This is a genomic window from Kocuria atrinae (assembly GCF_039531425.1).
In the GTDB taxonomy this organism is placed as follows: Bacteria; Actinomycetota; Actinomycetes; order Actinomycetales; family Micrococcaceae; genus Kocuria; species Kocuria atrinae.
The window spans coordinates 193448-219010 of sequence record NZ_BAAAQA010000004.1 but is presented as its reverse complement, the minus strand read 5'-3'; the positions used below and the strand labels follow the sequence as shown (position 1 = coordinate 219010).

The window sequence follows — 25563 nt, the reverse complement described above, 5'->3', positions numbered from 1 at the left end:
ACGGAACATTGCGTCGCGTCACTGACGAGCGCGGGTTTCCCGAGTAGGTTTGGGGTATGGCGAACCGTGCGGGCACCGTAGCCCAACCCAGTGACCTTGTGAACATCGACGAGCTGATCGCGGCGTATTTCGACCGCGTGCCTGACGCCGGTGATCCCGATCAGCGAGTGGCGTTCGGTACGTCCGGGCACCGTGGATCATCGCTCAAGACCTCGTTCAACGACACCCATATCGCGGCCATCACGCAGGCGATTGTGGAGTACCGCGCGGGGCAGGGTATTGCCGGCCCGCTGTTCATGGGCAAGGACACGCACGCGCTGTCCGGGCCGGCGCAGGACACCGCACTCGAGGTGCTCGCGGCCAACGGCGTGAACGTGCTGCTGGATTCGCGTGAGGGTTTCACGCCCACCCCGGCGCTGTCCCACGCGATCATCAAGTACAACGCGTCCGGGGCGGCCGAGCAGGCGGACGGCATTGTCATCACCCCGTCCCACAACCCGCCGGCCGACGGCGGCTTCAAGTACAACCCCCCGCACGGCGGCCCCGCGGATTCGGATGCCACCGAGTGGATCGCCGCGCGCGCCAATGAGCTCATGGAGGCCGGGCTCGACGGCGTGCAGCGCGTCTCGAACGACGCCGCTCGGGTCGCAGCGACCACCGGTACCTTCGACTTCCTGGACTCGTATGTCTCGGATCTGCCTTCGATCATCGATCTGGATGTCATTGCGAAATCCGGTCTGCACATTGGCGCGGATCCCATGGGTTCCGCCTCCGTGGCGTACTGGGAGGAGATCAGCAAGCGTTTCGGGCTGAACCTCACCGTGGTCAACCCCGAGGTGGACCCCCAGTGGGCGTTCATGACCCTGGACTGGGACGAGAAGATCCGCATGGACTGCTCCTCCCCCAACGCCATGGCCTCGTTGATCGGTAACCGCGACAAGTACGACATCGCGACCGGTAATGACGCGGACACGGACCGGCACGGCATCGTGACTCCGGATGCCGGGCTCATGAACCCGAACCACTACCTGGCCGTGGCCATTGATTACCTGTACCGCAACCGTTCGGGCTGGTCCTCAGATGCGGGGATCGGCAAGACTTTGGTGTCTTCATCGATCATCGACCGCGTGGCATCGTCTCTTGGGCGCCGTCTGGATGAGGTCCCCGTGGGCTTCAAGTGGTTCGTGCCGGGCCTGATTGACGGTTCCATTGGTTTCGGCGGCGAGGAGTCCGCGGGTGCATCGTTCCTTCGAATGGACGGTTCCACTTGGACGACCGACAAGGACGGCATCATCTTGGCCCTGTTGGCCGCGGAGATCACCGCCCGCACCGGCAAGACGCCGTCGCAGCGCTACACAGAGCTGACCGAGGAGTTCGGCGATCCGGTGTACGAACGCATTGATGCACCGGCCAACCGCGAGCAGAAGGCGGCGCTGAAGAAGCTCTCCGCGGAACAAGTCACCACGGACACCCTGGCCGGTGAACCGATCACCGCGAAGCTTACGGAGGCTCCGGGTAACGGTGCGGCCATCGGCGGTTTGAAGGTCGTCACGGAGAACGCGTGGTTCGCCGCCCGTCCGTCCGGCACCGAGGACGTGTACAAGATCTACGCCGAGTCCTTCAAGGGATCCGAGCACCTCGCACAGGTGCAGAAGGAAGCCAAGGCGCTGGTGGATTCGGTGATTGGGTAGCTTCTGTTTCTGGCTTCTGCGGTGATCTCCGCCGTGGTTGCACATTCAGGGCAGGGGTTGGCGTTGAGACCAGGAGTTTCAGTGCCAACCCCTGCCCTTTTTGACTATCCAGCGCCCCTTGGATCCGTCTTGTTGCTGGGCCCCAGTGGCGAGCGGCACGATGGACGTCATGGTCAGTCATGGCAAGAAGAAGAACATCACGTTGGAAGTCGGTCACCACGAGCTCATCATCCGGGATCGGTATGAGATCGCGTCCATCAGCAATGACATCTTGATCGGCTTGATCTTCCTGGTGGGCTCGTTCCTGTTCTTCTCCGAGGCCACCATGACCTTCGCGACCTGGCTGTTCGTGATCGGCAGTGCGCTAATGCTCGTTCGACCGGTGATCCGTCTGGCCCGCCGCACCCATTTGAAGAAGATCAACCCCGGCAGCGATGCTGCCACGAGCAGGGACTTCTGAACGACAAACATTCCAGTCCGTAAAGATGCACCTGAGCGGCCTAAAAATGCACTTTTGAGGACTGGGATGTTGGGGATATCGCTCCCACACCGGCTCGTGCGGAACGCGCGCTGACACGCGAACTCTCAGTCATCAAAAGGCCACTTGGACGCGGTCCAGGTGGCTTTTTAGTGCCTAAGATTTGGCGGTGGCTTAAAGCTGACTCAGATCAAGGACCCGGCCGCTAAACCCGCGTCACCCACACCGCTTCAGCAGCGAGAACGCCCATGCTGACCACAGAAGCCGGTGCGGCTGCCTCAACCGACACCGCAATCATCCCCGGCGATCCCGAATCCGGCAGCACCCTCAACCGCGTACCCGGAACCACGCCGACACCGGCTAGATAGCGCAAGGTCGCTGGGTCGTCATCTGAAACCCGCACCACGTCAACGGCCACCGGATCCAGCACATCCACCAGTTGCACAGCCGTGGGTGCAGCAATCACACCGCTCGGCGAAGGAATCACATCCCCGTGCGGGTCCGCGGACGGATGCCCCATCAATGCGTCGATTCGATCCAGAAACTTCTCCGACACCGCATGCTCAAGCACCTCAGCCTCGTCGTGCACTTCATCCCACGCGTACCCGAGCTTGGTGGTCAGGAACGTCTCCAGCAACCGATGTCGGCGCACCATGGTCACCGCCACCGAACGGCCCTCGTCGGTCAGCTCGACCACACCGTAGGACGGGCGCGTCACCATACCTTGGGCCGTGAGCTTCTTCAGCGCCTCCGAAACCGTGGACGCTGCCAACCCCATGCGTGCGGCCAGGGTAGTCGTGGTGACCTTCTCCGGTGACCACTCCCCCAACTGCCAAATGGTCTTCAGGTAGTCCTGGGTGGAGGAACTGAGCTCTGCGGGTTGCACGTGTCCAGGGTACCGGTCGCCCCGGATTAGAATTTGGCGGGCGGTACTCATTTCCCAGCCGCCCGTCAGACGCCACGCGCCGCTGTCTAGGAGCCTTCATGAGTTCGTCACCGTCCACTCCCCCTCAGAACGACACCGCTTCCCCCGGCCTCGCACAACGCCTTGGGTTGGGCTGGCGGCTCCACGGGGACGGACGCACCGTGGCCCCCGGCGACGTCGTCACCCCGCGCGAGCGGCTCGTATGGCCCCGCACGATCTCGATCGGCGCCCAGCACGTGGTCGCGATGTTCGGCGCAACGTTCCTGGTGCCGCTGCTGACCGGGTTCCCACCGGCGACCACGCTGTTCTTCTCGGGCATCGGAACCATCCTGTTCCTGATCCTCACCGCGGGACGTGTGCCCTCGTATCTGGGCTCGTCGTTCGCGTTCATCGCCCCGATGTCAGCGGCTATGAATCAGTACGGTCCCGGCGGTGCGCTCGGTGGTGTGGTCATGGCCGGCATCGCGTTGGCGATCATCGGTGTGATCGTGCAGCTGGCCGGCACCGGATGGCTGCAGAAACTCATGCCGCCGCTGGTCACGGGCACCATCGTGGCGCTCATCGGCTTCAACCTGGCGCCCTCGGCCAAGGCGAACTTCATGGAAGCTCCGGTTACCGCCATGGTGACCTTGGGCTCCATCATTCTGATTTCTGTGCTCTTCCGCGGGTTGATCGGCCGCCTGTCCATCCTGCTGGGCGTGGCCATCGGCTACGTGACCGCCGTAATCCGCGGCGAGGTCGACTTCACCGCGATCAACGCCGCGTGGCAGGAACAGGGCCTGTTCGGACTCCCCCAATTCCACACCCCCGAGTTCCACCTGAGCCTGGCCGGGCTCTTCATCCCCGTGATCCTGGTGCTCGTGGCCGAGAACATCGGGCACGTGAAGTCCGTAGCGCTCATGACCGGCGACGACCTGGACCCCTACGCCGGCCGCGCCATCATGGCCGACGGCCTGGCCACCATCATCGCCGGCTCCGGCGGTGGCTCCGGTACCACCACGTACGCGGAGAACATCGGAGTCATGGCCGCCACCCGCGTCTACTCCACCGCCGCGTACTGGGTCGCCGCGATCGTCGCGATCCTGCTGAGCGTTATGCCCGTGTTCGGCGCAGCCGTTGCAACCGTTCCCCAGGGTGTCCTGGGCGGCGCGGCCACGGTGCTGTACGGCATGATCGGCATGCTGGGCGTGCGCATCTGGGTCCAGAACCGCGTGGACTTCTCCAACCCCGTCAACCTCACCACCGCGGCCGTTGCCATGATCGTGGGCATCGCCGACTACACGTGGTCGGTATTCGGTCTGGACTTCGCGGGCATCGCCTTGGGCACCGCCGCGACCCTGGTGATTTACCACCTCATGGCGTTCATTGCCCGCGTGCGCGGTTCCGTGGGCTCCGACCCGTTGACCCCGGACACCTCCAAGACGCCGTCGCCGCTGGGCTAGGTCAGACAGTAGAAATGGGGGTTGCTCACCACGGTGAGCAACCCCCATTTCTATCTGGTTTCGCTTATGCCACGTCGCCGACGACGCCGCTCAGCCACCTCTCCAGCGCGGGCCACGCATTGCGCCCGGTCGAGCGGCGGACCAGACCGTGGTGTCCCAGCGAGGAGACACCCAGCTCGCCCGGGGTGAAGGTCCTGCGCTCCACCGTGGCGCCGGTGAGTCGGTCGGTGATTTCCGGCCCTTCACAGATGAGCATGGGTAGCCGGGTGCGTGGGGGCGTTTCGGAGCGCGTGTTGTGGGGTCTGGGTAGAGGTCGAGGCCTCCAGGATGGGTAGCGACCAAGCAACCTGATCCATAAAGGCCTCGACGTGTCTCATGCTATCTGCGCGCCCGCGTGCGCGCTTTTCGACCTGCCCGACGTCCACGTCCTGGCCGTGGAACGCGGGGCGCGCCAGTTCACCGTGGTGGTTGAGACCGTGCCGCCCCTGGTGGGCTGCCCCTCCTGCGCAGTGCTCGCCACCGGTCATGGCCGCCGGAAGGTGCTCCTGCACGACCTGCCCTGTGCTGGGGTGCCGGTGCGGGTTCGCTGGCGCAAGCGGATCTACCGCTGCCTCGAGGACGCCTGCGAGATCTCGACGTTCAGTGAGCTCCACGAGCTGGCGGCCCCGCGGGGCAAGCTCACCACCCGCGCGATCGCCTGGGCCGTGGCCCAGCTGCGCTCCCACGACATCGCGGTCTCGGCCCTGGCTGAGATGCTAGGGGTCGCTTGGAACACCGTCTGGGATGCCATCGCCCCGGTCATCGAGGACCAGTTGGCCGCGCAGGAGCGGCTGACCGGTGTGGACGCTCTCGGTGTCGACGAGCACGTCTGGCGCCACGTCGGTCCGCCCGGCACCGGACTGGTCACCGGGATCGTGGACCACTCCCGCGGTGAGGACGGCCGGCCTCGGGCGAGACTGTTGGACCTGGTCAAGGGCCGCACCGGGGCCGCCTACGGCCACTGGCTCTCCGAGCAGGGGCCGACCTTCACGAGCGGGATCCGCACGGCGACGCTGGACCCGTTCCACGGCTACGCCAATGCCATCCGCGACAAGCTCCCGGAGGCCATCACGGTGCTCGATGCGTTCCACGTGGTCAAGCTCGGCGGCCAAGTCGTCGACGAGGTGCGTCGCCGCGTGCAACAGGACACCCTGGGTCACCGCGGACGGGCCGGAGACCCGCTCTACGGGATCCGCCGGACCCTGCAGATCGGCGCCGAGCACCTCACTCCCAAGCAGATCACCCGCCTGAACGCGAAGCTCGAGGCCGGGGACCCGCACTATGAAGTCACCCTCGCCTGGCACTGCTACCAGAAGCTGCGTGCCGTCTACCACGCCCGCCCCGAAGCCGGACGCCGGCTCGTCGCCGAGATCCTGGGGGCCTTCCCGACCTGCCCGATCCCGGAGGTCGCCCGGCTGGGCCGCACCTTGCAGCGATGGCGGTCGGCGATCCTGGCCTACTTCGACACCGCCGGAGCCTCGAACGGGCCGACAGAGGCGATCAACGGGGTGATCGAGACGATGCGCCGGGTCGCTCGGGGTTTCCGCAACTTCGACAACTACCGGCTACGCGCCCTGCTCGCCGCCGGTGGCCACCGGCCGTGGCGGAAGACGCCTACCCACGCTCATCTGTGAAGGGCCTGATTTCCTCGATCTGCTCCGGGGTGGCCCAGGGGTCGTCAGAGGCGCCGATGGCCAACACAGCCACGGCCACCCGCGCAGCGCGGGAGGCCGCGTTCATGGTCGGGTCATCAAAGAAGTAGTGGGGCTTCCGCGCCCACTTACCCCACTCGAGCATCGCCCCGGAAGGCATATCCTCGCCCAGCCCGGCTCGACGCCCCGGCATGTACCCGAACACCCGGCACAGCACCGGACCTGCCAGGTGGAGAACAGCAGCCACGCGGCGTCGTTCTGCGGTGCCTCGCACGGTGCTGGTGACGCCGGCGTGGGAGGAGATGGTCACAAAACCCGCGAGGCCGTCCGTGCCGTAGTCGAGCGCGAGCGCATGAGCGCCCACGCTGTGACCGATGGCAACCTGCGGCCGGTCCTCAAAGCGCTGACGGACCCACGCAGCCACCGCGGGCACGTCCTGCATCATCCAGTCGCGCATGCGCAGCTCGGGATGATCCTTGGGCTTGCCAGAGCGGCCCGTTCCACGGAAGTCATAGGTCACCACCGCGTAGCCCCGAGCGACAAAGTACTCCGCCAGACCACGGTAGAAACGCTCGGGGGTGGCGGTGGCCGGATGAATCGTCAGCGCGGCGGACGGCTCATCCAAAGGCAACCACAGCGTCCCGGTCACCGAGGAATCCCCGACGACCGGAATCTGCAGCTGCTCGGTTCGGATGCTCACTCCCGGCTCAGCCGGAGAAGACGATGCCGTGCTCAGAACGGCAGCTCCATCTTGCGCTCCACGACCCGGCGAACTTCTTCCGCGTCCACCTCTGCCACGGTGGCCGGGGACCACTGCGGCTTCTTGTCCTTGTCAACCACCATGGCGCGCACGCCCTCCAAGAATTCCTTGGACTGCGCGGCAACCGTGGCCATGCTGAGTTCACGTTCCAGGCAGGAGCGGACGCTATCGTCCTTGGCTCCCGCATTGAGCAGCTCGAAGACACGAACCAGCGAGGTGGGGCTCATCCCGTCCAGGTCGCTGTCGGCGCGCTCGACAATCGCCTCGAGCGAGTCGCCGCCGTAGGTCTCCTGAATCTCGTCCCACTTGGTGATGATCTCGGAAGCCGGCGGTTCCTGACCGAACTTGGCAACGGCGGCGTCCACGCCGTCGGAAATGGTCAGCTCCACGAAAGCCTCGGCATCGGACGAGGAAATGTAAGTGTCGGCCAGGCCCAGGGCAATGGCGTCCGCACCGTTGAAGCGGGCACCGGACAAGCCCAGGTACCGGCCGAATTCCAGCGACGTCTCGCGAGCGCCGCCGGCGGTTTCGCGGGAGACGCGCGGCAAGAAGTGGCTGGCTCCGATGTCCGTGAAGAAACCGATCGCGGTTTCAGGCATGGCCATCAGGGTGGTTTCGGAGACGATACGGTGCGAGCCGTGCACCGAGATGCCCATGCCGCCGCCCATCACGATGCCGTTCATCATGGCCACGTACGGCTTGGGGTACTCAGCGATCAGGTTGTCCATCGCGTACTCAGTGCCGAAGGTGTCCTCCACCTCGGCCGAGCGGCCATCCAGGGCTGCCTCGCGGACTTCCTTGATGTCACCGCCGGCGCACAGCGCCTTGGGGAGCGTGGACTGCATAACCACCTGCGTGATGGCCGGATCCTTGGCCCAATCCTGAAGGGCTCCGGCGATCTGGTGGTACATGGAACGGCTCAGCGCGTTGAGCGCCTTTTCGCGCGTGAGCGTGAGCACTCCGGTGCCGCCCACGATTTCTGCCCGGACAAAATTCTCCTGAGATGTGGTCATGGTCACTACCCTATCGAGACCGGCCTTGGAGAATTCAGGATTCCAATGCTTTACGCAGTGCGCCTAACAGGTCCTTGGCGCGGCGGTCCACGTTTTCCGCCAGCATCTCGTTGGTGTGGAACGAGAAGCCGATCCCGTAGTCCGGCCACGCGCCGTGCAAACAACCGCCCGCGCCGGAGTGCCCGTAGGCCCGCTCCACGGGGCCGTAAGTGCTGATGGGATCCTGCAGTTCGTAGCCCAGCCCGAAACGCAGGGGCCGGTCGTTGACCGCATCAAGCCCCTCGGACCACGTCCGGGTGAACAGCTGACGGGTCTCCGCAGATACCAACGCTCCGGACTCCACGAGCGAGTACGCGCGGGCAATCGAATCCGCCCCGCCGATCGCGCCACCGGATGCCAAGCCCGCCGCGTGGAATGCCGGCGAGTTGGCGGGAAGCTCCTCCCCCATCAGTGCATCGCCGTACATCCGGTCCACGATGGCCCGCCGTTCCGGGTCCTTCAGGAAGGTACTGATCGCATAACCGGGCGCGCGGAACACGGGTGCCACACGCGGCTCCTGAGCTTCCGGCAGTCCCAGGTAGAGATCCAGATCGTTGGGTTTCACGATTCGTTCGGCCAGCAGCTGTCCGGCCCGTTTGCCGGTAATGCGCAGCATGATGGCCTCCACCAGGTATCCGAACGTCACCGCGTGATAGGCGACCTTGGAACCCGGCTCCCACACCGGCTTTTGCTGCGCCAGGATCTCGGAATGAGCGGTCAGGCTGTAGAAGCTGTCCGTAGGATCCGGGTCCGTGTAGATCAGCCCCACGGTGTGATTGAGCACCTGCGCGACGGTCACGTTCTGCTTGCCCGCTGCGGCAAACTCCGGCCAGTACTCGGCCACGGGAGCGTGCACGTCCAGGGCGCCGTCGTCCACGAGCATGGCCGCCAGCGTGGCCACCATGCCCTTGGTCCCGGAGAACATGACGGCCAGGGTCTCGTCGGTCCACGGCGTCTCCGCCGGATCATCAGGAGACGAACGCCGCTCCTGCGAACCGCCGTGCAAACGAACCAGCGGCTCCCCGTCGCGGTACACGCTGAACGACATGCCGCCGCACGTTTGCCTCAAATGCTGCTCGAAGATCTCCCGGATCACCCGCCCTGTGGTGCCGGGCAGATGGGTTTCGGCGATCAATTCCTGTGCACTTCCGGCGGTCATTCGGTGACGATTCCTTCCCCCTCGCGCTACAGCGTGGGTACGTGCTTCAACAGCGACTTGGTGTAGCCATGCTGCGGGTTACACAGCACGTGGTCCGTGGGCCCGTAATCAACCAGTCGACCCTTCTCCAACACCGCGAGTTTATGGGACACGTGCCGCGCAAGCGCGATGTTGTGGGTCACGAACAGCATGGCCAGCCCGCGTTCGCGCTGCAGATCGCGCAGCAGCTCGATCACCGAGGCCTGCACGGACACGTCCAGCGCGGAGGTGATCTCATCACACACCAGCACCGAGGGCGCATTCACCAGCGCTCGCGCCACCGCCGCACGTTGCCGCTCACCACCGGAGAGTTCACCGGGCCTGCGGTTGATGTAGCTGCGCCCCAGCCGCACCGCATCCAGCGCGTCGGCCACGGCGGCGCGCCGCTGCTTCCGGGACATTCCGCCGCTCATTTCCAGCGGCACTTCGAGCGAGTCACCAATGCTGCGACGCGGGTTCAGCGATGAGAACGGCGACTGGAAAATGTACTGAATCCGGCGGCGGTCCTCGTTGCTGCGCTTGCGCGTTCCGTTCGCGAGCACGTTGCCTTCCAGCAGCACCTCGCCCGTGTACGCGGCGTTGAGGCCGGCAATGCTGCGCGAGAGCGTGGTCTTACCCGAACCGGATTCACCCAAGAGCATGGTGGTCTGGCCCTCGACCAGGTCCAGATTGATGCCGTCCAGAATCACCGCCGGTCCGTACGCCAGCCGCAGGTCGCGTACGGCGACCAACGGTTCATTGGCAGGTTTCGTTTCGGTCGGCGACGCCGCTCGGTCATGTACCTGGGCCGTATCGCCGGTTGACGACGCCGCCCGCTCACCACCGCGCGATGCCTCGTCAGATCGCGCGGGTTCGGCCGCGACCGCGGTGGCACCGGAGGATGCTCCGTGAGCCGACTGGGCGGCGTCGTGCTGGCCGACACCGCGAGCGTTGTCCCGGCCATCGTTCGCGCCGCGCGCGCTATCTGCGACCTGACCGCTATTGGCGACCGGGACGTCGTCGTCATGGCTGTTGTCCCAGGGCGCACGCACCTTGGCACTGGGGCTCACCGCAGGCCCGCCGCCCATGGCGCGTTCACCCTGGAGGTCGGGCACCGCGGCCAGAAGTGTCTTGGTGTAGTCGTGATCAGGATCGTAAAGAACCTTCTCGGCGGGACCGCGTTCCACTATCTCGCCGCGGAGCATGACCGCCACGTCGTTGGCGACCTGGGCGACCACGGCGAGGTCGTGAGTGATGTAGAGGCCGGCGACATCGTGCTTGGTAGTCAACTGGTACACGGTCTTGAGGACCAGGTCCTGGGTGGCCACGTCCAAACCGGTGGTCGGCTCATCCAGGATGATCACGGCGGGGCGGCACGCGAAGGCCATCGCAATGCCGATGCGTTGCTGCTGACCGCCCGAAAGTTGGTGCGGGTAGCGCCGCTGGTACTTCTTGGTGCTGGGCAGGCCCACTTCTTCGAGCACCTCGGCCACGCGAGCCTCGCGTTCCCTACCATTGCGTCCGAACTCGTGGATGCGCAGCACCTCGTGGATCTGCTCCCCCACGCGCAACGCACCATTGAGCGAGAGCGCGGGATCCTGAGGAACGTACGCAATGGTGCCGCCGCGCAGCTTACGCACCTGCTTCTCAGACAGCGTCAGCAGGTCCATGTTCTGGTTGAAGAACCGCGACGCACCTTCGTGCAACTGGACGGAGCCACCGCGCAGTTCCAATCCGGTGCGCAAATGGTTCATGCATGCCAGCGCGGCAGTGGTCTTACCAGAACCGGACTCACCCACCAGGGCCAGAATGCGCCCGGGCGTGAGGTCGAAATCGACGTCCTTGAGGATCAGGTCCCCGCCTTGAACACCCAGGGACAGGTCGCGCACGGAAATGGCCGTGGCCACCGTGGCCTTGGGAACGGTAGTTGTGCTGACCATTTACTTGTCCTTTCGCGCGGAACCGGTGGTGCGGCCCGCTGAGGCGCCGGACACGGCGTCGGCAATGAGGTTGGTGCCCACGGTAAGAATGGCGATCGCGATCACCGGCAGGATCACGCCCCATGGCTGGAGCGAAAGCGCAATGCGGTTCTCGTTGATCATCAGGCCCCAGTCCGCGGTGGGCGGCTGCATGCCCAATCCCAGGAACGACAGCGAGGCGACGGCGCCGATCGAATACGTCATGCGCAAGCCCATCTCCACCATGAGAGGGCCCATGATGTTGGGGACCACGTCCCGGCCCAGAATCTTCCACTGGGGCACGGCGTACATTTGCGAGGCCAGTACGTAGTCCTCCGCGACCACACCGGAGGTGGCCGAGCGAATCACGCGGGCCACGCGCGGTGCGTGGGTGATGCCGATGACCACCACGAGCACCCAGCCCTGCGGGCCCAGCACGGTAATGGCGAGCATTGCGAAGACCAGCTGCGGGATGGCCAGCAGCACGTCACCGGTGCGCATAATGGCCGAGTCCATCCAGCCGCCGCGGAACGCCGCGAGCATGCCGAGAACGGTGCCGAGCCCAACGCCCAGCACTGTGGCCAGGGCCGAGTACAGCAGCAGTCGCCAGCCGCCCTCAAGGAACCGGGAGAGTACGTCACGGCCCAGATTGTCCGTGCCGAAGATGTCGTACTGGAACGGTTTGCCCGCGTACGAGGTAGGACCGTAACCGGTCCACGCGGGAACCACGAACGGACCCGCGATGGCCACCAACAACACCAGGCCGGTCAGCACCAGGCCGAACTTGGCCTCGGGTTGGGACAGGAACCGGCGGAAGAAGGAAACAGGACGGGCGTCCCCGCGGGACTCCGCAGGTTCAAAACTTGCTGCGGGCTGGGTGACCGGAGTTTCCGGTGTCACCGGTTGATGGCTCTGCGCGCTCATTTGGAGGACTCCGTCCGCAGCTTGGGATTGGCCAGGATGCCGATCACATCAGCAATGAGGTTCACGACCACGTAGAACGCGGCAATGATCATGGACAGTGCTTGGACCACCTGAACGTCACGGATCTGCACCGCGTCCACCATGGCCTGGCCCAGACCGGGATAGCGGAAGAGGAACTCGACCACCACAATGCCGCCGGCCAACCAGGCCAGCTGCATGGCCACGACCTGCGCGACCGGTCCGATCGCGTGGGGCAGCGCATGCTTCATGATCACCTGGCGTTCGGGCACGCCCTTGAGCCGGGCCATCTCCACGTAGCCGGAATCAAGCACGTCCAGCATGGTGGTTCGGGTCATTCGGATCATGTAGGGAACGACCACGAGCACCAGTGTCAGCGTGGGCAGAACCAACTGCAACGGGTAATCCCACACCCGGGTTCCCGGCGCGGCCATGGTCACGGAGGGCAGAAGCTGGAACACCGTGGTGGACAACAGCGCAGTCAGCGCAATACCGATCACGAACTCGGGCAGTGCTGCCAGGACCAACGAAATGCCGGTCAGAGTGTGGTCAGTGGTGCGGCCACGGCGCATGGCGGACCAGGTGCCCAGCAGGATGCCCACCGGGATGGAGATGACTGCGGCAATGATCATCAGCAGTATCGAAGCCGAGACCTTTTGCCCCAGCAGCTCATTGACCGAACCGCCGGTGGCGGCCGAGGTACCGAGGTCGCCAACCAACAGGCCACCCAGCCAGGTGAAGTAGCGCTCGTACCAAGGGTCGTTGAGGTTCAGCTGTTCACGCAGCACCGCGAGGCGTTCCGGCGTGGCCTGCTGGCCGAGGATCGCCTGCGCCGGATCACCGGGCAGCAGGAGCGTGAAGACGAACACCACCACGGACACTGCCAGCAGCACGAAGACCGAGATGCCCAGGCGTTTGAGAATCATTTGTCCCACGGGTTACTCGCTTTCCTGTGCAATCCACAGATGCCGGAACTGGAAACCGCTCACCGGCATACCCGTGCGGTAGGTCATGGTTCCCCCCACATAGTTCTGATAGGCATCGGCCTGGTTGAAGAATCCCCACACGATGTAGCCGCCGGCGTCGTGGAGTATTTTCTGCAATTGACCGATCAGTTCGTTGCGTTCGTCGTCGTCCAGCGTGGCGCGCGCTTTGTTGTAGAGCTCGATGAATTCCGGATCCGCCCAGTGCGTCTCGTTGAACGGAGAACCAGGAAGCGTGCCATTGGCCGTCTGGGGCAAGAAGTTGCGTGTCAGCCAGAAATCTTGGGCGAACGGGTACTGCAAGTAGCCGTCGCCGAAGAACGTGGTGGTGTCCACGCGGCGCAGGCTCACGTTGATCCCGGCTTCCGAGGCCTGCTCAGCGAAGACCTGGGCGGATTCCACGGCGCCGGCTTGGATGGGTGCCGTGACCATTTCCACGTCCAGCCCGTCCGGGTACCCTGCATCGGCCAACAGTTGTTTGGCCTTCTCGATGTCCCGAGTTCGCTGCGGCAGCTCAGGTGTGCCGGGGTCGAACGGCGCGTACATGTCGTTCCCCACGTTGCCGTGCCCGGAGAAAACCTGCTCCACCATCTGCTCACGGTCCACCACGAGCTTGAACGCCTCGCGCACCCGGGGGTCATCGAACGGCTCCACGTCCACGCGCATCGTGAACGGCAACCAACCGCCGGTTTCGGACATCTCGGTGAAGATGCGCGGGTCGGTTCCCACCACGTCCACGAGCGCCATGGGCAGCTGGCCGACCGCATCAACTTGGGAGGACAGCAGAGCGTTGACCATCGCGTCCTCGTCGTTGAAGTTCATCATGTGAACTTCATCCAAGATCGGTGCGCCGCCCCAGTAGTTCGGGTTCTTCTTGAGCACCGTGATCTGACCGGGTTCGAACTGTCCCAGGGTGAACGGTCCGGTACCGATCGGATGTGCGGGATCGTAGTCCGGGGGCACGATGCCCACCGCGTACTCCGCCGTCGAGTAAATGAACGCGGCATCCGGTTCGGACAACTCGAACCGAACCGTGTGATCGTCCACGGCCACGGTTTTTTCCAGACTCGCCAGACCGGACGCACCCGATTTGGGGTTGTCAGGATCTGTTACTCGGTCGTAGGAGAACACGACGTCCGCTGCAGTCATCGGGCGGCCGTCGTGGAAGGTGACATCGTCGCGCAGTTTGAAGACCCAGGCCCGCCCATCGTCTACGGGTTCGGCGCTGACCGCGAGCGCCGGCACCGGTTCGTAGTCCTGGTCGAACTCGTAGAGCCGGTCATAGAGGTTGATCACACGACCGCCGTCCGGAGTGGTCACAGGCACGTGCGCATCCACGACATCCGCGGCACCACCACCTGCGAGTCCAACTCGCAAAATGCCACCGGGCTCCGGCTCTCCGGTAGCCGCAGTACCCGAGAAGGCCTGCTCCGTGTTACTTCCGCAACCAGCCAGCGCGAACACCGCGGCCGTCGCGCCCACGCCCAGGAAACCGCGTCGTGACAATGCCCGACGCCGCGCAGCCGAGCGACGCTCGTTGCGCACCCCTCCGGCGTGGTCCGGAGAGTGATGTGGATAGGGTTCTGCGCTCATATTTCCTCGCTGTTGAGACACGACGTTGTGAGACTCCTGGCGAGCGCCCTTCGGAAAACAGGGCGTGCCGTGGCATGCCCACACGGGCACACCATTGGGACAGGGAAATGTAGCTACGGGATCTTGCTGAGACAGCCGATCCACCGCGAACGGACGAAGCCCACCGGCTGACGAGCCGGGCCGTGGGCGGAGTGGATCTTGTGCATCTCCGCCTCCGTTCGATTGTGGGCGGCGCATTCCGGAGCCAAGCTCACGGATCAGTGCGCCGCGTGTTTCACCTACTTATGACATTAGAAACATCACAGGTGTGAGTCAAAGCTCACACGCGAGATGACGCGGATCGAGGTGGCCACTGACCGCTGTCGGCCAGCACCCGAGCCAGGATGTCTGCGCGGTCGGTCACCAGACCGTCCACTCCGATGGCCAGTAGCCGGCGCATCTCCTGGGCGTCGTTGATCGTCCACACGTGAACGGCAATGCCCACCCGATGTGCCACTTCCACGAACTTCTGGTTAGCCACCGCCACGGGCAGCTTGAAGCCACCCGGCAGGGAGAGTTCGTAGCTCACCGGTAGCTGAACGGTGTTGAACTCCGCGACCTTGGGGGCCCACAACTTGGTCAAAGCGGACCAGATAGAGCTCACGATCCTGGGCGAAATCTTGTCCGTCACCCGCGCCACCTTGGACAGAATCGTCAGCCCCGCGCAGCCGACGGTTCCCGCCGAAGTGAGCGGGCGTTTCCCGGTGAGCTGCGCGATCGAGGCGAGCGTGCGGCGTCGGCGAGACTCAGAGAACGAGGTCACCCGCACCCGGTCCACCGCGCCCTCGTCCGCGATCACCCGAGGAAGGGCGGCCACGGATGATTCGTCCTTGACGTCGATATTGAAGTGCAGCTCGGGCAGTTCCCGCAGCAGCTGCGCCAGAGTTGCCAGAGGCTCGGTGCCGCCGATCCGCACGTCCTCCAGGGAGGACCACGGAGCGTCACTGACATCCCCGGAGGTGTCCGTCACGCGATCCAGGGTGGGGTCGTGGAAGGCGAGCACCACGCCGTCGGAGGTGGTGTTCACGTCCGTCTCGGCCCACACGAAGCTCAGATCCGCGGCCGCGCGGAACGCTCGGAGCGTGTTCTCGTGGCCGTCCAGTGAGAATCCACGATGGGCAAGTGCTGTGACCTGGGGTGCAACTGACATGTACTAAACAGTAACTTGTCATTAGGGCATTAAGCGTCAGTTGCTGTTCAAGTAACTTTCAATCACCTGAGCCACGCCGTCCTCATCGAAGGGCGGGGCTGTACGGCCCACCGCGGTCACCACGCCCGGGTGGCCATCCGCCATGGCGTAACCGTGGCCGGCCCACGTGAGCATTTCCAGGTCATTGGGCATATCGCCGAAGGCCATTACCTGCTCACTGGCAATACCGTGCTCTGCCGCGAAGCGTTCCAGCGTGCGAGCCTTGGTCAACCCGCGCTGACCAATCTCGACCAGCGGCGCAGCCGCGACCGAGTGGGTGACAGCCAACCGCCCGTCCACCAGGTCACGCACGTGTTCGAAGTACTCGTTGGGCACTGCCCCGTCCAGCTTGGCCAGCAGTTTCACCACACCGGCGCCGTGGGGCAGACAGTCCCTGATGGGGGCTTCCTCGACAGGAAAAATTTCCATGCGGTCGCTGCGGGACCAACCGGGATCGGTGAATACGCGGTCCAGGGTCTCCGCCGCGTAGAGCGTCTTGGGGAAGAGCTCGCTGATCTCCCCCATGATCCCGAAGGCTTCGCGCACATCGAACAGGCTGGTTTCAATGATGCATTCGGTCCGCAGGTCGTAGACAACCGCCCCGTTGGAGCAGATGACCACACCCACGTCCTCAAGTTGTTCGTGGAGAGGGTGCAACCACCGCTTGGGACGCCCGGTCACGAAAACCACGTGGATCCCGGCGTCCCGCGCGGCGGTAATGGCTTCAACGGTGCGCGGCCGGAAACGAAAATCGGGTCCCAGAACCGTCCCGTCCAGATCGCTGGCGATCATTCGGACAGGTTGGGATTCCTCGATTCCACCGCGGGCCACTGCTGGGTTACTTGACTTCGTACACGGGGGTCAGGAAGGCCCGCCCGATCGCGTGCGAGAACAGGTTGAAGTTCACCACGGCGGGGCTGGTGTTCTCGTCCACGTCCATTTCCTCCACGTCCACGGCGGTCACGCACAGGATGTAGCGGTGCGCTCCGTGTCCCTCGGGCGGGGCCGCGCCCAGGAACTCGTCCGTGCCTGCGTCGTTGCGGTGCTTCACGGCTCCCTGGGGCGGGTTCGATGCGGCACCGGTGGCCAGTTCCGTGACCGAGGCCGGGATATTGGACAGGCACCAGTGCCAGAAACCGCTCGGTGTGGGAGCATCCGGGTCGTACATGGTGACCACGTAGGACTTGGTGCCCTCGGGTGCGCCGGACCAAGACAGCTGCGGGGAGATATCCTCTCCGCCCGCGCCCATGATTCCGGAGACCTGGGCGGTGGCCATGGTCTGGCCCTCCGCAACATCCGTTGAAGTCAGAGTGAACGTGGGAAGGTCGGGCAGGTCTGCGTAAGGTTTACGGTCAAACATCGGTATTCCTTTCGTTGAACGATTCGTACTCACGGACAATTCGTTGCCGACGGCGCTCGGCCGGGTTCACGGCCTCATCTCACCGAGCTTGCCGCTCGCCTATGAGCAGACTGGACGCATTAGTGAGCGGGCAGGTCCGCCTTGGTCGGCAGATCCGCTCCGGAGCGGGACACGGTCACGCCCGCTGCGGTGGCCGCGTAGCGCAGGATCTCGAGCACCTGGTCCTTGCTGAGTGCATCCAGTCCGCGACGAGCCTCGGCCCCCGTGAGACCGCGGTCGGTCAGTGCGGAGATCAACGCGGCCATGAAAGAGTCACCGGCACCCACGGTGTCCGCCACGTCCACCTTGGCGGCGGGGGTGTCCATGCCTTCTCGTCCGGTGCCACGACTGACTGCCCACGGACCCAGGGCACCGCGGGTCACAACCACCAAGCGAGCTCCGGCCTGCAACCAGGCACGGGCGCTGTCCTCGATGGAACGGTTCGGGTAGAGCCACAACAAGTCCTCGTCCGAGGCCTTTACGATGTCCGCAGATGCCACAATCGCCTCCGCGCGGGCGCGGGCGTCCGAGGAATCCGGGATGATGGTCGGCCGGCAGTTGGGGTCATACGAGACCAGAGCATGATCGTGGGCGCGTTCCACGGCCTTGCGGACCATGGTGGCCCCGGGCTCGAGCATGGCGCCGATGGAGCCGACGTGCAGCAGACCGGTCTCGTTCAGGAGCCGATCGATCTGCTCGTCCGAGACATCCAGGGACCAGTCCAGCTGAAAGTCATAGGTCGCAGCACCCGCCTGATCCAGCGTGGCCTGGGCGACGGAGGTGGGTTTGGAATCCGGATTGAACGGCAGATTCACGTTGTTGTCCCGCAGGTGAGCGGCCACTTGCTCGCCGTACTCGTCCTGACCGTAACGGCCCAGGAACTGCACTTCTTGATCCAAGCGGGCGAGGCCCACGGCCACATTCATGGGGCTTCCGCCCACGTGCGCGCGGGGTTCTTCACCGTCGCGTGAGACCACATCCACGAGAGCTTCACCGATCACCGTCAACATGGCACCACGGTAGCAAAGGCGACCGACAAGAAGAGGCCACCGAGCGGCGTCGTCACCTTAAGAGACACGTGCGCGAGGGGTGCGCGAGCCACGTACACTGGCGTACGACGAGCCGCCTCATCTTGTGCGGCGCCATCACGCTAGACCGCACAACGAAGCGCGGCACAACACGGCCCTCACGACGAAGTCCGGGTCGAGGAAGAAGGATGCTGGTGAGCACCACCTGGTCCGATCGAGAAGCACTTGCTGAAGCACTGGTCCCCCTGGTGGGCCGTTTGCACCGCGAGAACAAGGTGGTCACCACCGTGTTCGGCCGGTCGCTGGTTCACAAGTCCGTTACCGAAATCATCAAGGCGCACCGCTTCACCCGCCGCATCCTGGGCGAAGAGCTGCCGCTCAAGGACACCCTGGACATCGTCGAGACGCTGACCAAGCTCAAGCTGGGTACCTGCAACATCGACGTGGCCAAGCTGGCACAGGGCTACAAGGAATCCGGTAGCAACGACCTCGAGGCGTACCTGCGTGAACAGCTCGCGTCCGTAGTCGATCACCAGGGCGAGAACGAGCCCGAGTCCCAGGACGTGGTGCTCTACGGTTTCGGTCGCATCGGCCGTCTGCTGGCTCGCATCCTCATCAACCGTAATGACGGCACCGGTCTGAACCTGCGCGCCGTGGTGGTTCGCAAGAAGCCGGGCAACGACCTGGTCAAGCGCGCATCCCTGCTGCGCCGTGACTCCGTGCACGGTTCCTTCGACGGCACCATCACCGTGGACGAAGAGAAGAACGTCATCACCGCCAATGGCGTGGACATCCAGTTCATCTACGCCGGCTCCCCGGCCGAGGTGGACTACACCGAGTACGGCATCGACAACGCCCTGGTGGTCGACAACACCGGTGCGTGGCGCGACGAAGAGGGACTCTCCCAGCACCTGCAGTCCAAGGGTGTCGCGAAGGTCCTGCTGACCGCTCCCGGCAAGGGCGATCTCAAGAACATCGTGTGCGGCGTGAACGACAAGGACATCCTGCCCGAGGACAAGATCCTCTCCGCAGCATCCTGCACGACCAACGCCATCACCCCGGTCGTCAAGGTCCTCAATGACCAGTACGGCATCAAGCAGGGTCACGTCGAGACCGTTCACTCGTACACCAACGACCAGAACCTCATCGACAACTGGCACAAGGGCGACCGCCGCGGCCGTTCCGCAGCGCTGAACATGGTCATCACCGAAACTGGTGCCGCCAAGGCTGTGGCCAAGGCTCTGCCGGAGATGAAGGGCAAGCTCACCGGCAACGCCATCCGCGTGCCAACCCCGGACGTCTCCATGGCCATCCTCAACCTGCAGCTGGACAAGGCACCCGAATCCGCTGACGAGGTCAACGAGTTCCTCAAGGACATTTCCATGAACTCGGCCATGCGCAAGCAGATCGACTACGTGGACTCCCCGGACGTCGTCTCCACCGACCTGGTCGGCTCCCGCCGCGCCGGCGTGGTGGACGGTCTGGCCACCATCGTCAACAACAACTCGCTCGTGCTCTACGTCTGGTACGACAACGAGTTCGGCTACTCCTGCCAGGTGGTGCGCGTGCTCGCTCGCATGGCAGACATCGCCATGCCGCAGCTCCCGTAAGCTGCCCGGCCACTACGACGCAGCCCCGGCCCCTTCCGCGCGAAGGTGCCGGGGCTGCGTCATTGGTTGTGAGGCGCGTTGGTTGTGGGGTGCTTCGGTTGTGGGGGCGTTGGGACTGTCGCGGGGCTTGCTGCGCATCTCAGGCGCCGTCCCGACCCCGCCGGGCACCTCGTGTGCCGTTAGAGCCTTTCTGAGCCTCGCCAAGGGTTCTAATGACGCATGGCGTGCGCACGGAGGTTCTAACGACGCCCGGTGCTCGTCGTTGCAGCACCCTTACCGCAGACGACGCCGCTTCGGCCGCGTAGCCGCGCATCTCAAGCGCGCTCAGGTCCCTGCCGCGCACCTGGTGTGTCCCACAGGTCTACTGGGGCTTCTCACCGGCCTGCTTGACCTCGCCAATCGCGTTGAGGCCGAACATCGGGGTGCAGTTGACGCGGTAGTCGCCCACGATGCGTGCTTTGTAGATGGTCGGGTTGTGCGTGGCCACGGTGCGGGCGTTGCGCCAGAAGCGGTCCAGGGACTTGGACTTGCCCACGGCGGAGGCGCCGAGCAGGTCGAAGATCCCGTCCGTCACGTCGCGTACGAGGTCCGGAACGACCACCTGGGCATGTGCCACGGGCAGTTCGCACGCGTTGGTCAACTCCTGGGGGTTGTTGAGAAGGGGATCGCCGCCGAGAACGCCAATGGCGGCGTCGAGCTCCCGGGCCGCTTGCAGAACGATCGCCCGCGCGGCGGCTGCCTTCGCACTCAGTTCACCCACGCGCTGCAGGACCTGCGGATCCTCGCGCGCAACTGAGCCGGTACCGGTGTTGAAACCGCGAGTGCGTGAACGCACCAAGTGGACGCCCTCGTCGATGGCGGCCTTGGCGATGCCCGCTTCAACGGCAAGGAGGACGAGCTGGAAGACAGCGGTCTCCTGGGTGGCTCGGCCATCGCGGTTGCGCACGTTGGCCGCCGGAACCTTAACCCCGCGGAAGTGCGTGGTGCCTGTGCCGGTGAGTTGCTGGCCGAACCCATCCCAGTCGTCGACCAGTTCGATGCCATCCCACGAGCTCTTCACCAGCGCATGCGAGCGCGCCTCCTGACCGGGAATCTGCGCGGTGACCTGGATCCAATCGGAGAAGATGGAACCGGTGGAGTAGTACTTGGTGCCGTTGAGCTCCCAGTCACCGTCTGCGGTCTGGATCTGGGTCAGGGTAGTGGCCGCGGTGCCCAGCGCGGCCCCGGAGCGCTCGGTCGCGGCATTGCCCACGGTCTCGCCGGCGGCAATCCGCGGGAACCAGACGTCGGACTCCTCCGAGCTGAGGCTCGCGATGAATCCCAGGTGCGAGCGGTAAACATGCGCCACATTGGAGTCCGCCGCGGCCAGGGCAATCAGCAGCTCCGCCACCTGCTCCAGCGAAGCTCCGTAACCACCCCGCGAGCGCGGAACGGTCAGCGCACCGAAGTGCCGTTCCTTGAGCCACTTGAACTGTTCGAACGGCAGAATCCGCTGCTGTTCGCGTTCCACAGCACCGGCCGCAATCCGGTCGAACACCGGTTGGAACACGTCAAATAATTCGCGGGTGCTCAGCGATCGCTGCGGATCCCCGTGAAGGGCCGCGGTGTCGAATTGTTCCTTGATCCCGGTGTCAGTGCTCATGTTCTCGGTAGTCCCTCGCGTTCAGTCGCGGTGCACGCACCCGACCGAGAGGAACACAGCGCGTGCGCGGGCATGACCGTGCGAACCGCAGAAGCTGAAAAGCTGTCCATCGGTCGTGGCGGAAGCACCGTCCCGGTATCCGGGTGGTTGCTGCGGCGTTGACGAGCCACGTCTCTCGGCCGCTCTTGATGGCGTTACGGGTTCAGAGCATCACGGGCCCCGGGGGACTGTCAACGCGCGTGACGGTTTATGACCGCCAGAACGCTCCGGTCACTCGGGACAGCGCGTGAAGGTCGTCCACGTGGGCGAGTTCGCGGGCCGAATGCATCGACAACAAGCCCACGCCCACGTCCAGGGTGCGCATGCCCAAGCGGGTGGCTGTGATGGGCCCGATAGTGGAACCGCACGGCACGTTGTTGTTGGAGACGAATTCCTGATAGCTCACGCCGGCGCGATCACACGCATCCGCCCACAGCCCGGCGCCCATGGCGTCCGTGGTGTAGCGCTGGTTGGCGTTGATCTTCAGGAGCGGTCCGGATCCCGGTTCGGGAGTGTTCACGGGATCGTGATGACCGCGGTAGTTGGGGTGGACCAGGTGACCGGCGTCCGCAGACAGGCACACCGATTCAGCCAGAGAACGCCGGTAATCGTCCTGTGATTCGCCCTGCGCCGCGCTGATACGCACGAGCACGTCCTCCAGGAACGGGCCCGCCGCGCCGGAACGCGTGGCTGAACCGACTTCCTCGTGGTCGAACGCGGCCAGCATCGAAACCTGCGACGCGGATTCGAGCTCCTCCGCGTGCTCGACGAACGCATGAAGCCCCGCATAGACGGAGGACAGGTTGTCCAGTCGACCGCTCGCGAGCAGTTGCCGCCGCTGCCCGATCAATTCAGGTTTCTGGGTATCCGCGAGCACGATGTCGAAGCCCACGATGTCCTCCGGGGACACCGATGCCTCGGCCATGTCCGCGAGCAGTCCCAGCACGTCAGCGTCCTGCGCCGAGCCCGTTCCCCAAATGGGCTGCACGTGCTGCTGCTTGTCCAGCTTGAGCCCGTCGTTGGCCCCGCGGTCCAGGTGGATGGCCAACTGCGGAATCCTTGCGATGGCCTCAGTCGCGCATAAGTGTTGCGTGAGTTCGCCGTTCTCACCACGCACCACAATGCGCCCGGCGAGCCGCAGATCCCTGTCCAGCCAAGAATTCAGCAGTACCCCGCCGTAGACCTCCACTCCCGCCTGATACCAACCGTTGGAGACCGTGGTCGGCTTGGGCTTGAGCTTGAACCCGGGCGAATCCGTGTGCGCGCCCAAAATGCGAGACCCGGCGCCCGCGCGATAGTCGCGAGGGGCCACCCAGGCGATCAGAGCGCCGTCGCGAATCGTGAAGTGCCTCCCGACGACGTCGCTCCACGCCTCGGACCCGTGCAGTTCCGTGAATCCCGCGCCGCGCAGCAGCTCTGCGGCGGCCGCGACCGCGTGGTAGGAACTGGGCGAGGCCATGACGTAATCACCCAGGGCACGGGCATAGCCGAACGGGGCGCGGTGGGAGTCCAAGTCAGAAACGCTGTGATGGGCCATGCAGCACAGTCTAAGGAGTGCGGTCCTGGTTGGTAGCTGAACCGTCGCCCTGCGGTCCCAGGTTCTGGCCTTGCGGCGAGCCGTAGCTCGTGTGTTGGCTCGATGGCTGCGCCCCCGTGAACTGGCGGTCCCGCGGGTCGCCACCCTGCGACGGGCCGTTCTGCCAAGGCCCGTTCCCGGATGGTCCGTTCGGTGACTGCGGGCCCGATGTCTTCCGCACGTCCAGCAGACCCACCGGACGCCCCTGGCCGTCCCGCACGGTGTACGGGCCGTACTGCTCGGGCAGGGAGAGGTAGTTCTGAGTCCGCGGGTCCACCACGAACGCGGCGAGCGCGGTGCCGTTCTGGCCGACCACACGCTGCCGTTGCGCGAGTGCGGGCAGGCGCGGCGGAGGCGGCAGGATGATGGTGCGGGAGGTCGCGATTCGAGTCTTCCGAGCCATCCGGAACACCACCAACAGGAAAATCCCGTTGATGGCCAGGGTGAACAGCACCTCGATGGGCCCACCACTCGTATCGTTCAGGTCCGCCAAGCCGACCATGGCCATGAGCGTGACCGTGCAGTTGTTGACCACGTGGAGCGCCACGGCCGCCTCCAAACCGCCGGTGCGCCAGGTGATGACGCCCATGGTGATCGCCATGACGGCGATGGAGGCCTGTCCCCACACATCGTAGAGATGCCCGGCCACGAACAGCGGGACGGGCAGAAGAATGGCCCAGGCCGGGTGCTTCAACCAACGACCCACCGTCTGCATCAGGTAGCCGCGGAAGACGAGTTCCTCCGCGAAGCACTGGATGGGCACCAGCAGGATCACCATGAGCAGCAGCCAGCCCCACTGGGGCGCCAGGGTGAACTCGATCGCTTCACCGCCGGCCACGATATCGAACAGGATGGACAGGCCGTTGATCACCACAAAGATGGCCAGTGCCGCGAGCCCGCACTGAAGCATCCATTTCCAGCGCAACCGCCCCGTCACCGAGTGGAGTAGGCCCAATGGCCGCGGGCCCATAATCCATCTGGCCAGATAAGCCGCCGGAGCCATGAGTGCAACTGAGCCGAACAGGAGTAAGAAGACCAGCGGGTCCAGCTGGTTCATGGTCTCCAGATTGTCCATGTCCATGGGGTTGTCCACGAACAGGACAAGCGGGATGGTGAACAGCACCGTAAGGACGATGTACAGGAAGAAAAAGATGGCGCCCTCAACCAAGGGCTTCCACCACTCGTGTTTGGGATCCGCGAATCCCAGGCGGTGATACGCCAGCGTGCGCAGCCGCTCCGGCGGCACCTGGGACGGGCCGGGAGCAGGAACCGGCGGGGGTACGCGACCGCCGTTCATGGTCGACGACGCCGCTGCCCGACCATCGCCTCTCCCCTCACCGGGCCGCGTGGCCGGGATCGAGTGAGGTGCGGGCGGTTGGCTCCAGGGAGCGGGGTGCTGGCTCATGGTTCCACGCTATCGGTCGCCGGTGTTCTGCGAGGTGATTGTGGAGTGTGTGTACCGTGTGCCAACCGGGCAACCGAACAACCCGGCAATCCTGCAACCCACGCGGCGCAGCGAGGCAGACGGGCCCCACGCGCGGCACGAAGTTCCTTAGACGGAAGCCGATTGGTGGGCCGTTGTTGCCCGCACCGCGTAACGCTCCACGAAGGCCGCCAGAATTTTCTTGGGTTGATCCACCTCAGGCCCGTCCTTGACGCGATCGATCACGGTCTGAGTGTCTTCCGGCCGGAAGTAACCCAGGTCCTTGTAGGCGATGACCCGGTTGATCAGGCCGTTCGGGTCCAGTTCCGGGTGGAACTGCGTGGCGTAGAGGTTCTGCTTGACGCGGTACATCTGCACCTCGCACACGGTTCCGCTGGCCAGCAACACTGCGCTGGCGGGCAGCGAACGAGTGCCTTCCTTGTGCCCTACGTAGGCGGTGAACTCCCCCGGCAACTGGGACAGCAGTGGATCTTTGGCGCCCTCTTCGGTCACCGTGACGGTGATCGGACCCACCTCTTCGCTGCGGGTCCGGTCCACCACTGCACCCTGATGGATTCCCAACGTACCTACGCCATAGCAAGCCCCGAGGAACGGGAAGTCCCTGGCCACCACCTCATCCAGGAGAGCACTGATCCACTTCTCGGCCCGGTGTTGCGTGGCCGATTTCTCCTCCGCGGGGTCGGATGAATTGAAGGGCGAACCGCCCACGATGATTCCGCTGTACCGCTCCAGGTCCAGCTGCGGGACCGGGCCTTTCTCCAGGCGCACGTGTTCGAGCTCCGACTCCTGCAGGCCGCCGAAACGCCGGACGGCGTCGTATTCCTCCAGTGCCACATCGTCTTCGGGCCGGGTGGCCAGCAGTACAAACGGTTTCATGACCTCATCGTAGGCACCGTTTCAGCCGC

The 25563-nt window shown here is 64.8% G+C and carries 22 protein-coding genes and 1 riboswitch; of the genes, 5 read left to right on the top strand and 17 right to left on the bottom strand.

The genetic code is table 11. The annotated features are described in order from the left end of the window. The first annotated feature begins 56 nt into the window (after window positions 1-56). Together pgm and ABD283_RS03960 are read left to right on the top strand one after the other, a co-directional pair. Complete coding sequence (pgm, locus tag ABD283_RS03965) at window positions 57-1691, top strand: phosphoglucomutase (alpha-D-glucose-1,6-bisphosphate-dependent) (RefSeq protein ID WP_344223707.1); 1635 nt, start codon at window positions 57-59, stop codon at window positions 1689-1691. A gap of 169 nt (window positions 1692-1860) precedes the next feature. Next, the gene (locus ABD283_RS03960; protein ID WP_344223706.1) at window positions 1861-2151 is read left to right on the top strand and encodes a YrhK family protein; all 291 of its coding nucleotides are present in this window, start codon (window positions 1861-1863) and stop codon (window positions 2149-2151) included. Window positions 2152-2374: 223 nt separating this feature from the next. Here the strand turns inward: ABD283_RS03960 and ABD283_RS03955 are convergent, their stop codons facing one another. Further along, a complete protein-coding gene (locus ABD283_RS03955) occupies window positions 2375-3055 on the bottom strand; it encodes a metal-dependent transcriptional regulator (protein ID WP_344223705.1) in 681 nt (226 codons plus the stop codon). A gap of 98 nt (window positions 3056-3153) precedes the next feature. On the opposite strand from ABD283_RS03955, the gene ABD283_RS03950 reads away from it, so the two are divergent. Next, entirely contained in the window at window positions 3154-4536 is a 1383-nt protein-coding gene (locus ABD283_RS03950; RefSeq protein ID WP_344223704.1) for a uracil-xanthine permease family protein, read from the top strand. 64 nt (window positions 4537-4600) lie between these two features. Here ABD283_RS03950 and ABD283_RS03945 read toward each other — a convergent pair whose 3' ends face one another. Beyond that, window positions 4601-4792: a hypothetical protein gene (locus tag ABD283_RS03945; RefSeq protein WP_344223703.1), complete on the bottom strand. Its 192-nt coding sequence runs from the start codon at window positions 4790-4792 to the stop codon at window positions 4601-4603. 91 nt (window positions 4793-4883) lie between these two features. Here ABD283_RS03945 and ABD283_RS03940 point away from each other — a divergent pair, with 91 nt between their 5' ends. Beyond that, window positions 4884-6209 (top strand): ISL3 family transposase, encoded by a 1326-nt coding sequence (locus ABD283_RS03940; RefSeq protein ID WP_425552793.1) that lies wholly within the window; start codon window positions 4884-4886, stop codon window positions 6207-6209. On the opposite strand, the gene ABD283_RS03935 is transcribed toward ABD283_RS03940, so the two are convergent. The 11 genes from ABD283_RS03935 to ABD283_RS03885 form a co-directional block, all read right to left on the bottom strand. After that, a complete protein-coding gene (locus ABD283_RS03935) occupies window positions 6190-6927 on the bottom strand; it encodes an alpha/beta hydrolase family protein (RefSeq protein ID WP_344223701.1) in 738 nt (245 codons plus the stop codon). The two genes, ABD283_RS03940 and ABD283_RS03935, sit on opposite strands and share 20 nt — an antisense overlap. Before the next feature lie 32 nt (window positions 6928-6959). Then, a complete protein-coding gene (locus ABD283_RS03930) occupies window positions 6960-8000 on the bottom strand; it encodes an enoyl-CoA hydratase/isomerase family protein (RefSeq protein ID WP_344223700.1) in 1041 nt (346 codons plus the stop codon). Window positions 8001-8034: 34 nt separating this feature from the next. Then, entirely contained in the window at window positions 8035-9198 is a 1164-nt protein-coding gene (locus ABD283_RS03925) for a serine hydrolase domain-containing protein (protein ID WP_259912688.1), read from the bottom strand. Window positions 9199-9224: 26 nt separating this feature from the next. Then, on the bottom strand, window positions 9225-11156 hold the full coding sequence (locus ABD283_RS03920; protein ID WP_344223699.1) for an ATP-binding cassette domain-containing protein: 1932 nt from the start codon (window positions 11154-11156) through the stop codon (window positions 9225-9227). Further along, entirely contained in the window at window positions 11157-12098 is a 942-nt protein-coding gene (locus ABD283_RS03915; RefSeq protein WP_344223698.1) for an ABC transporter permease, read from the bottom strand. Next, the gene (locus ABD283_RS03910; RefSeq protein WP_259912691.1) at window positions 12095-13051 is read right to left on the bottom strand and encodes an ABC transporter permease; all 957 of its coding nucleotides are present in this window, start codon (window positions 13049-13051) and stop codon (window positions 12095-12097) included. Before ABD283_RS03910 ends, ABD283_RS03915 begins: the two co-directional genes overlap by 4 nt. Before the next feature lie 3 nt (window positions 13052-13054). Beyond that, window positions 13055-14692 (bottom strand): ABC transporter substrate-binding protein, encoded by a 1638-nt coding sequence (locus tag ABD283_RS03905; RefSeq protein ID WP_259912692.1) that lies wholly within the window; start codon window positions 14690-14692, stop codon window positions 13055-13057. Between the two features lie 319 nt (window positions 14693-15011). Further along, the gene (locus ABD283_RS03900) at window positions 15012-15881 is read right to left on the bottom strand and encodes a glycerophosphodiester phosphodiesterase family protein (protein ID WP_344223697.1); all 870 of its coding nucleotides are present in this window, start codon (window positions 15879-15881) and stop codon (window positions 15012-15014) included. A 36-nt stretch (window positions 15882-15917) separates the two neighbouring features. After that, window positions 15918-16712: an HAD family hydrolase gene (locus ABD283_RS03895; RefSeq protein ID WP_129699654.1), complete on the bottom strand. Its 795-nt coding sequence runs from the start codon at window positions 16710-16712 to the stop codon at window positions 15918-15920. A 46-nt stretch (window positions 16713-16758) separates the two neighbouring features. Beyond that, on the bottom strand, window positions 16759-17280 hold the full coding sequence (locus ABD283_RS03890; protein WP_129699655.1) for a YbhB/YbcL family Raf kinase inhibitor-like protein: 522 nt from the start codon (window positions 17278-17280) through the stop codon (window positions 16759-16761). A gap of 119 nt (window positions 17281-17399) precedes the next feature. After that, a complete protein-coding gene (locus ABD283_RS03885) occupies window positions 17400-18329 on the bottom strand; it encodes a carbohydrate kinase family protein (RefSeq protein ID WP_129699656.1) in 930 nt (309 codons plus the stop codon). Window positions 18330-18535: 206 nt separating this feature from the next. Here ABD283_RS03885 and ABD283_RS03880 point away from each other — a divergent pair, with 206 nt between their 5' ends. Beyond that, window positions 18536-19957, top strand: coding sequence for a glyceraldehyde-3-phosphate dehydrogenase (locus ABD283_RS03880; protein ID WP_344223696.1), 1422 nt, complete (start codon window positions 18536-18538; stop codon window positions 19955-19957). Window positions 19958-20318: 361 nt separating this feature from the next. Here the strand turns inward: ABD283_RS03880 and ABD283_RS03875 are convergent, their stop codons facing one another. From ABD283_RS03875 to ABD283_RS03860, 4 genes are all read right to left on the bottom strand, one after another. Further along, window positions 20319-21599 (bottom strand): acyl-CoA dehydrogenase family protein, encoded by a 1281-nt coding sequence (locus ABD283_RS03875; RefSeq protein ID WP_344223695.1) that lies wholly within the window; start codon window positions 21597-21599, stop codon window positions 20319-20321. 103 nt (window positions 21600-21702) lie between these two features. Continuing rightward, a riboswitch (SAM riboswitch) is annotated at window positions 21703-21794 on the bottom strand. 52 nt (window positions 21795-21846) lie between these two features. Then, on the bottom strand, window positions 21847-23175 hold the full coding sequence (locus ABD283_RS03870) for a M18 family aminopeptidase (RefSeq protein ID WP_129699659.1): 1329 nt from the start codon (window positions 23173-23175) through the stop codon (window positions 21847-21849). 10 nt (window positions 23176-23185) lie between these two features. After that, window positions 23186-24619 carry a CPBP family intramembrane glutamic endopeptidase gene (locus tag ABD283_RS03865; RefSeq protein WP_238663022.1) on the bottom strand — a complete coding sequence of 478 codons (1434 nt, stop codon included), beginning with the start codon at window positions 24617-24619 and terminating at the stop codon, window positions 23186-23188. A gap of 147 nt (window positions 24620-24766) precedes the next feature. Further along, window positions 24767-25534, bottom strand: a complete 768-nt coding sequence (locus ABD283_RS03860) for a glutamine amidotransferase (protein WP_344223694.1) — start codon at window positions 25532-25534, stop codon at window positions 24767-24769. Window positions 25535-25563 lie beyond the last annotated feature (29 nt).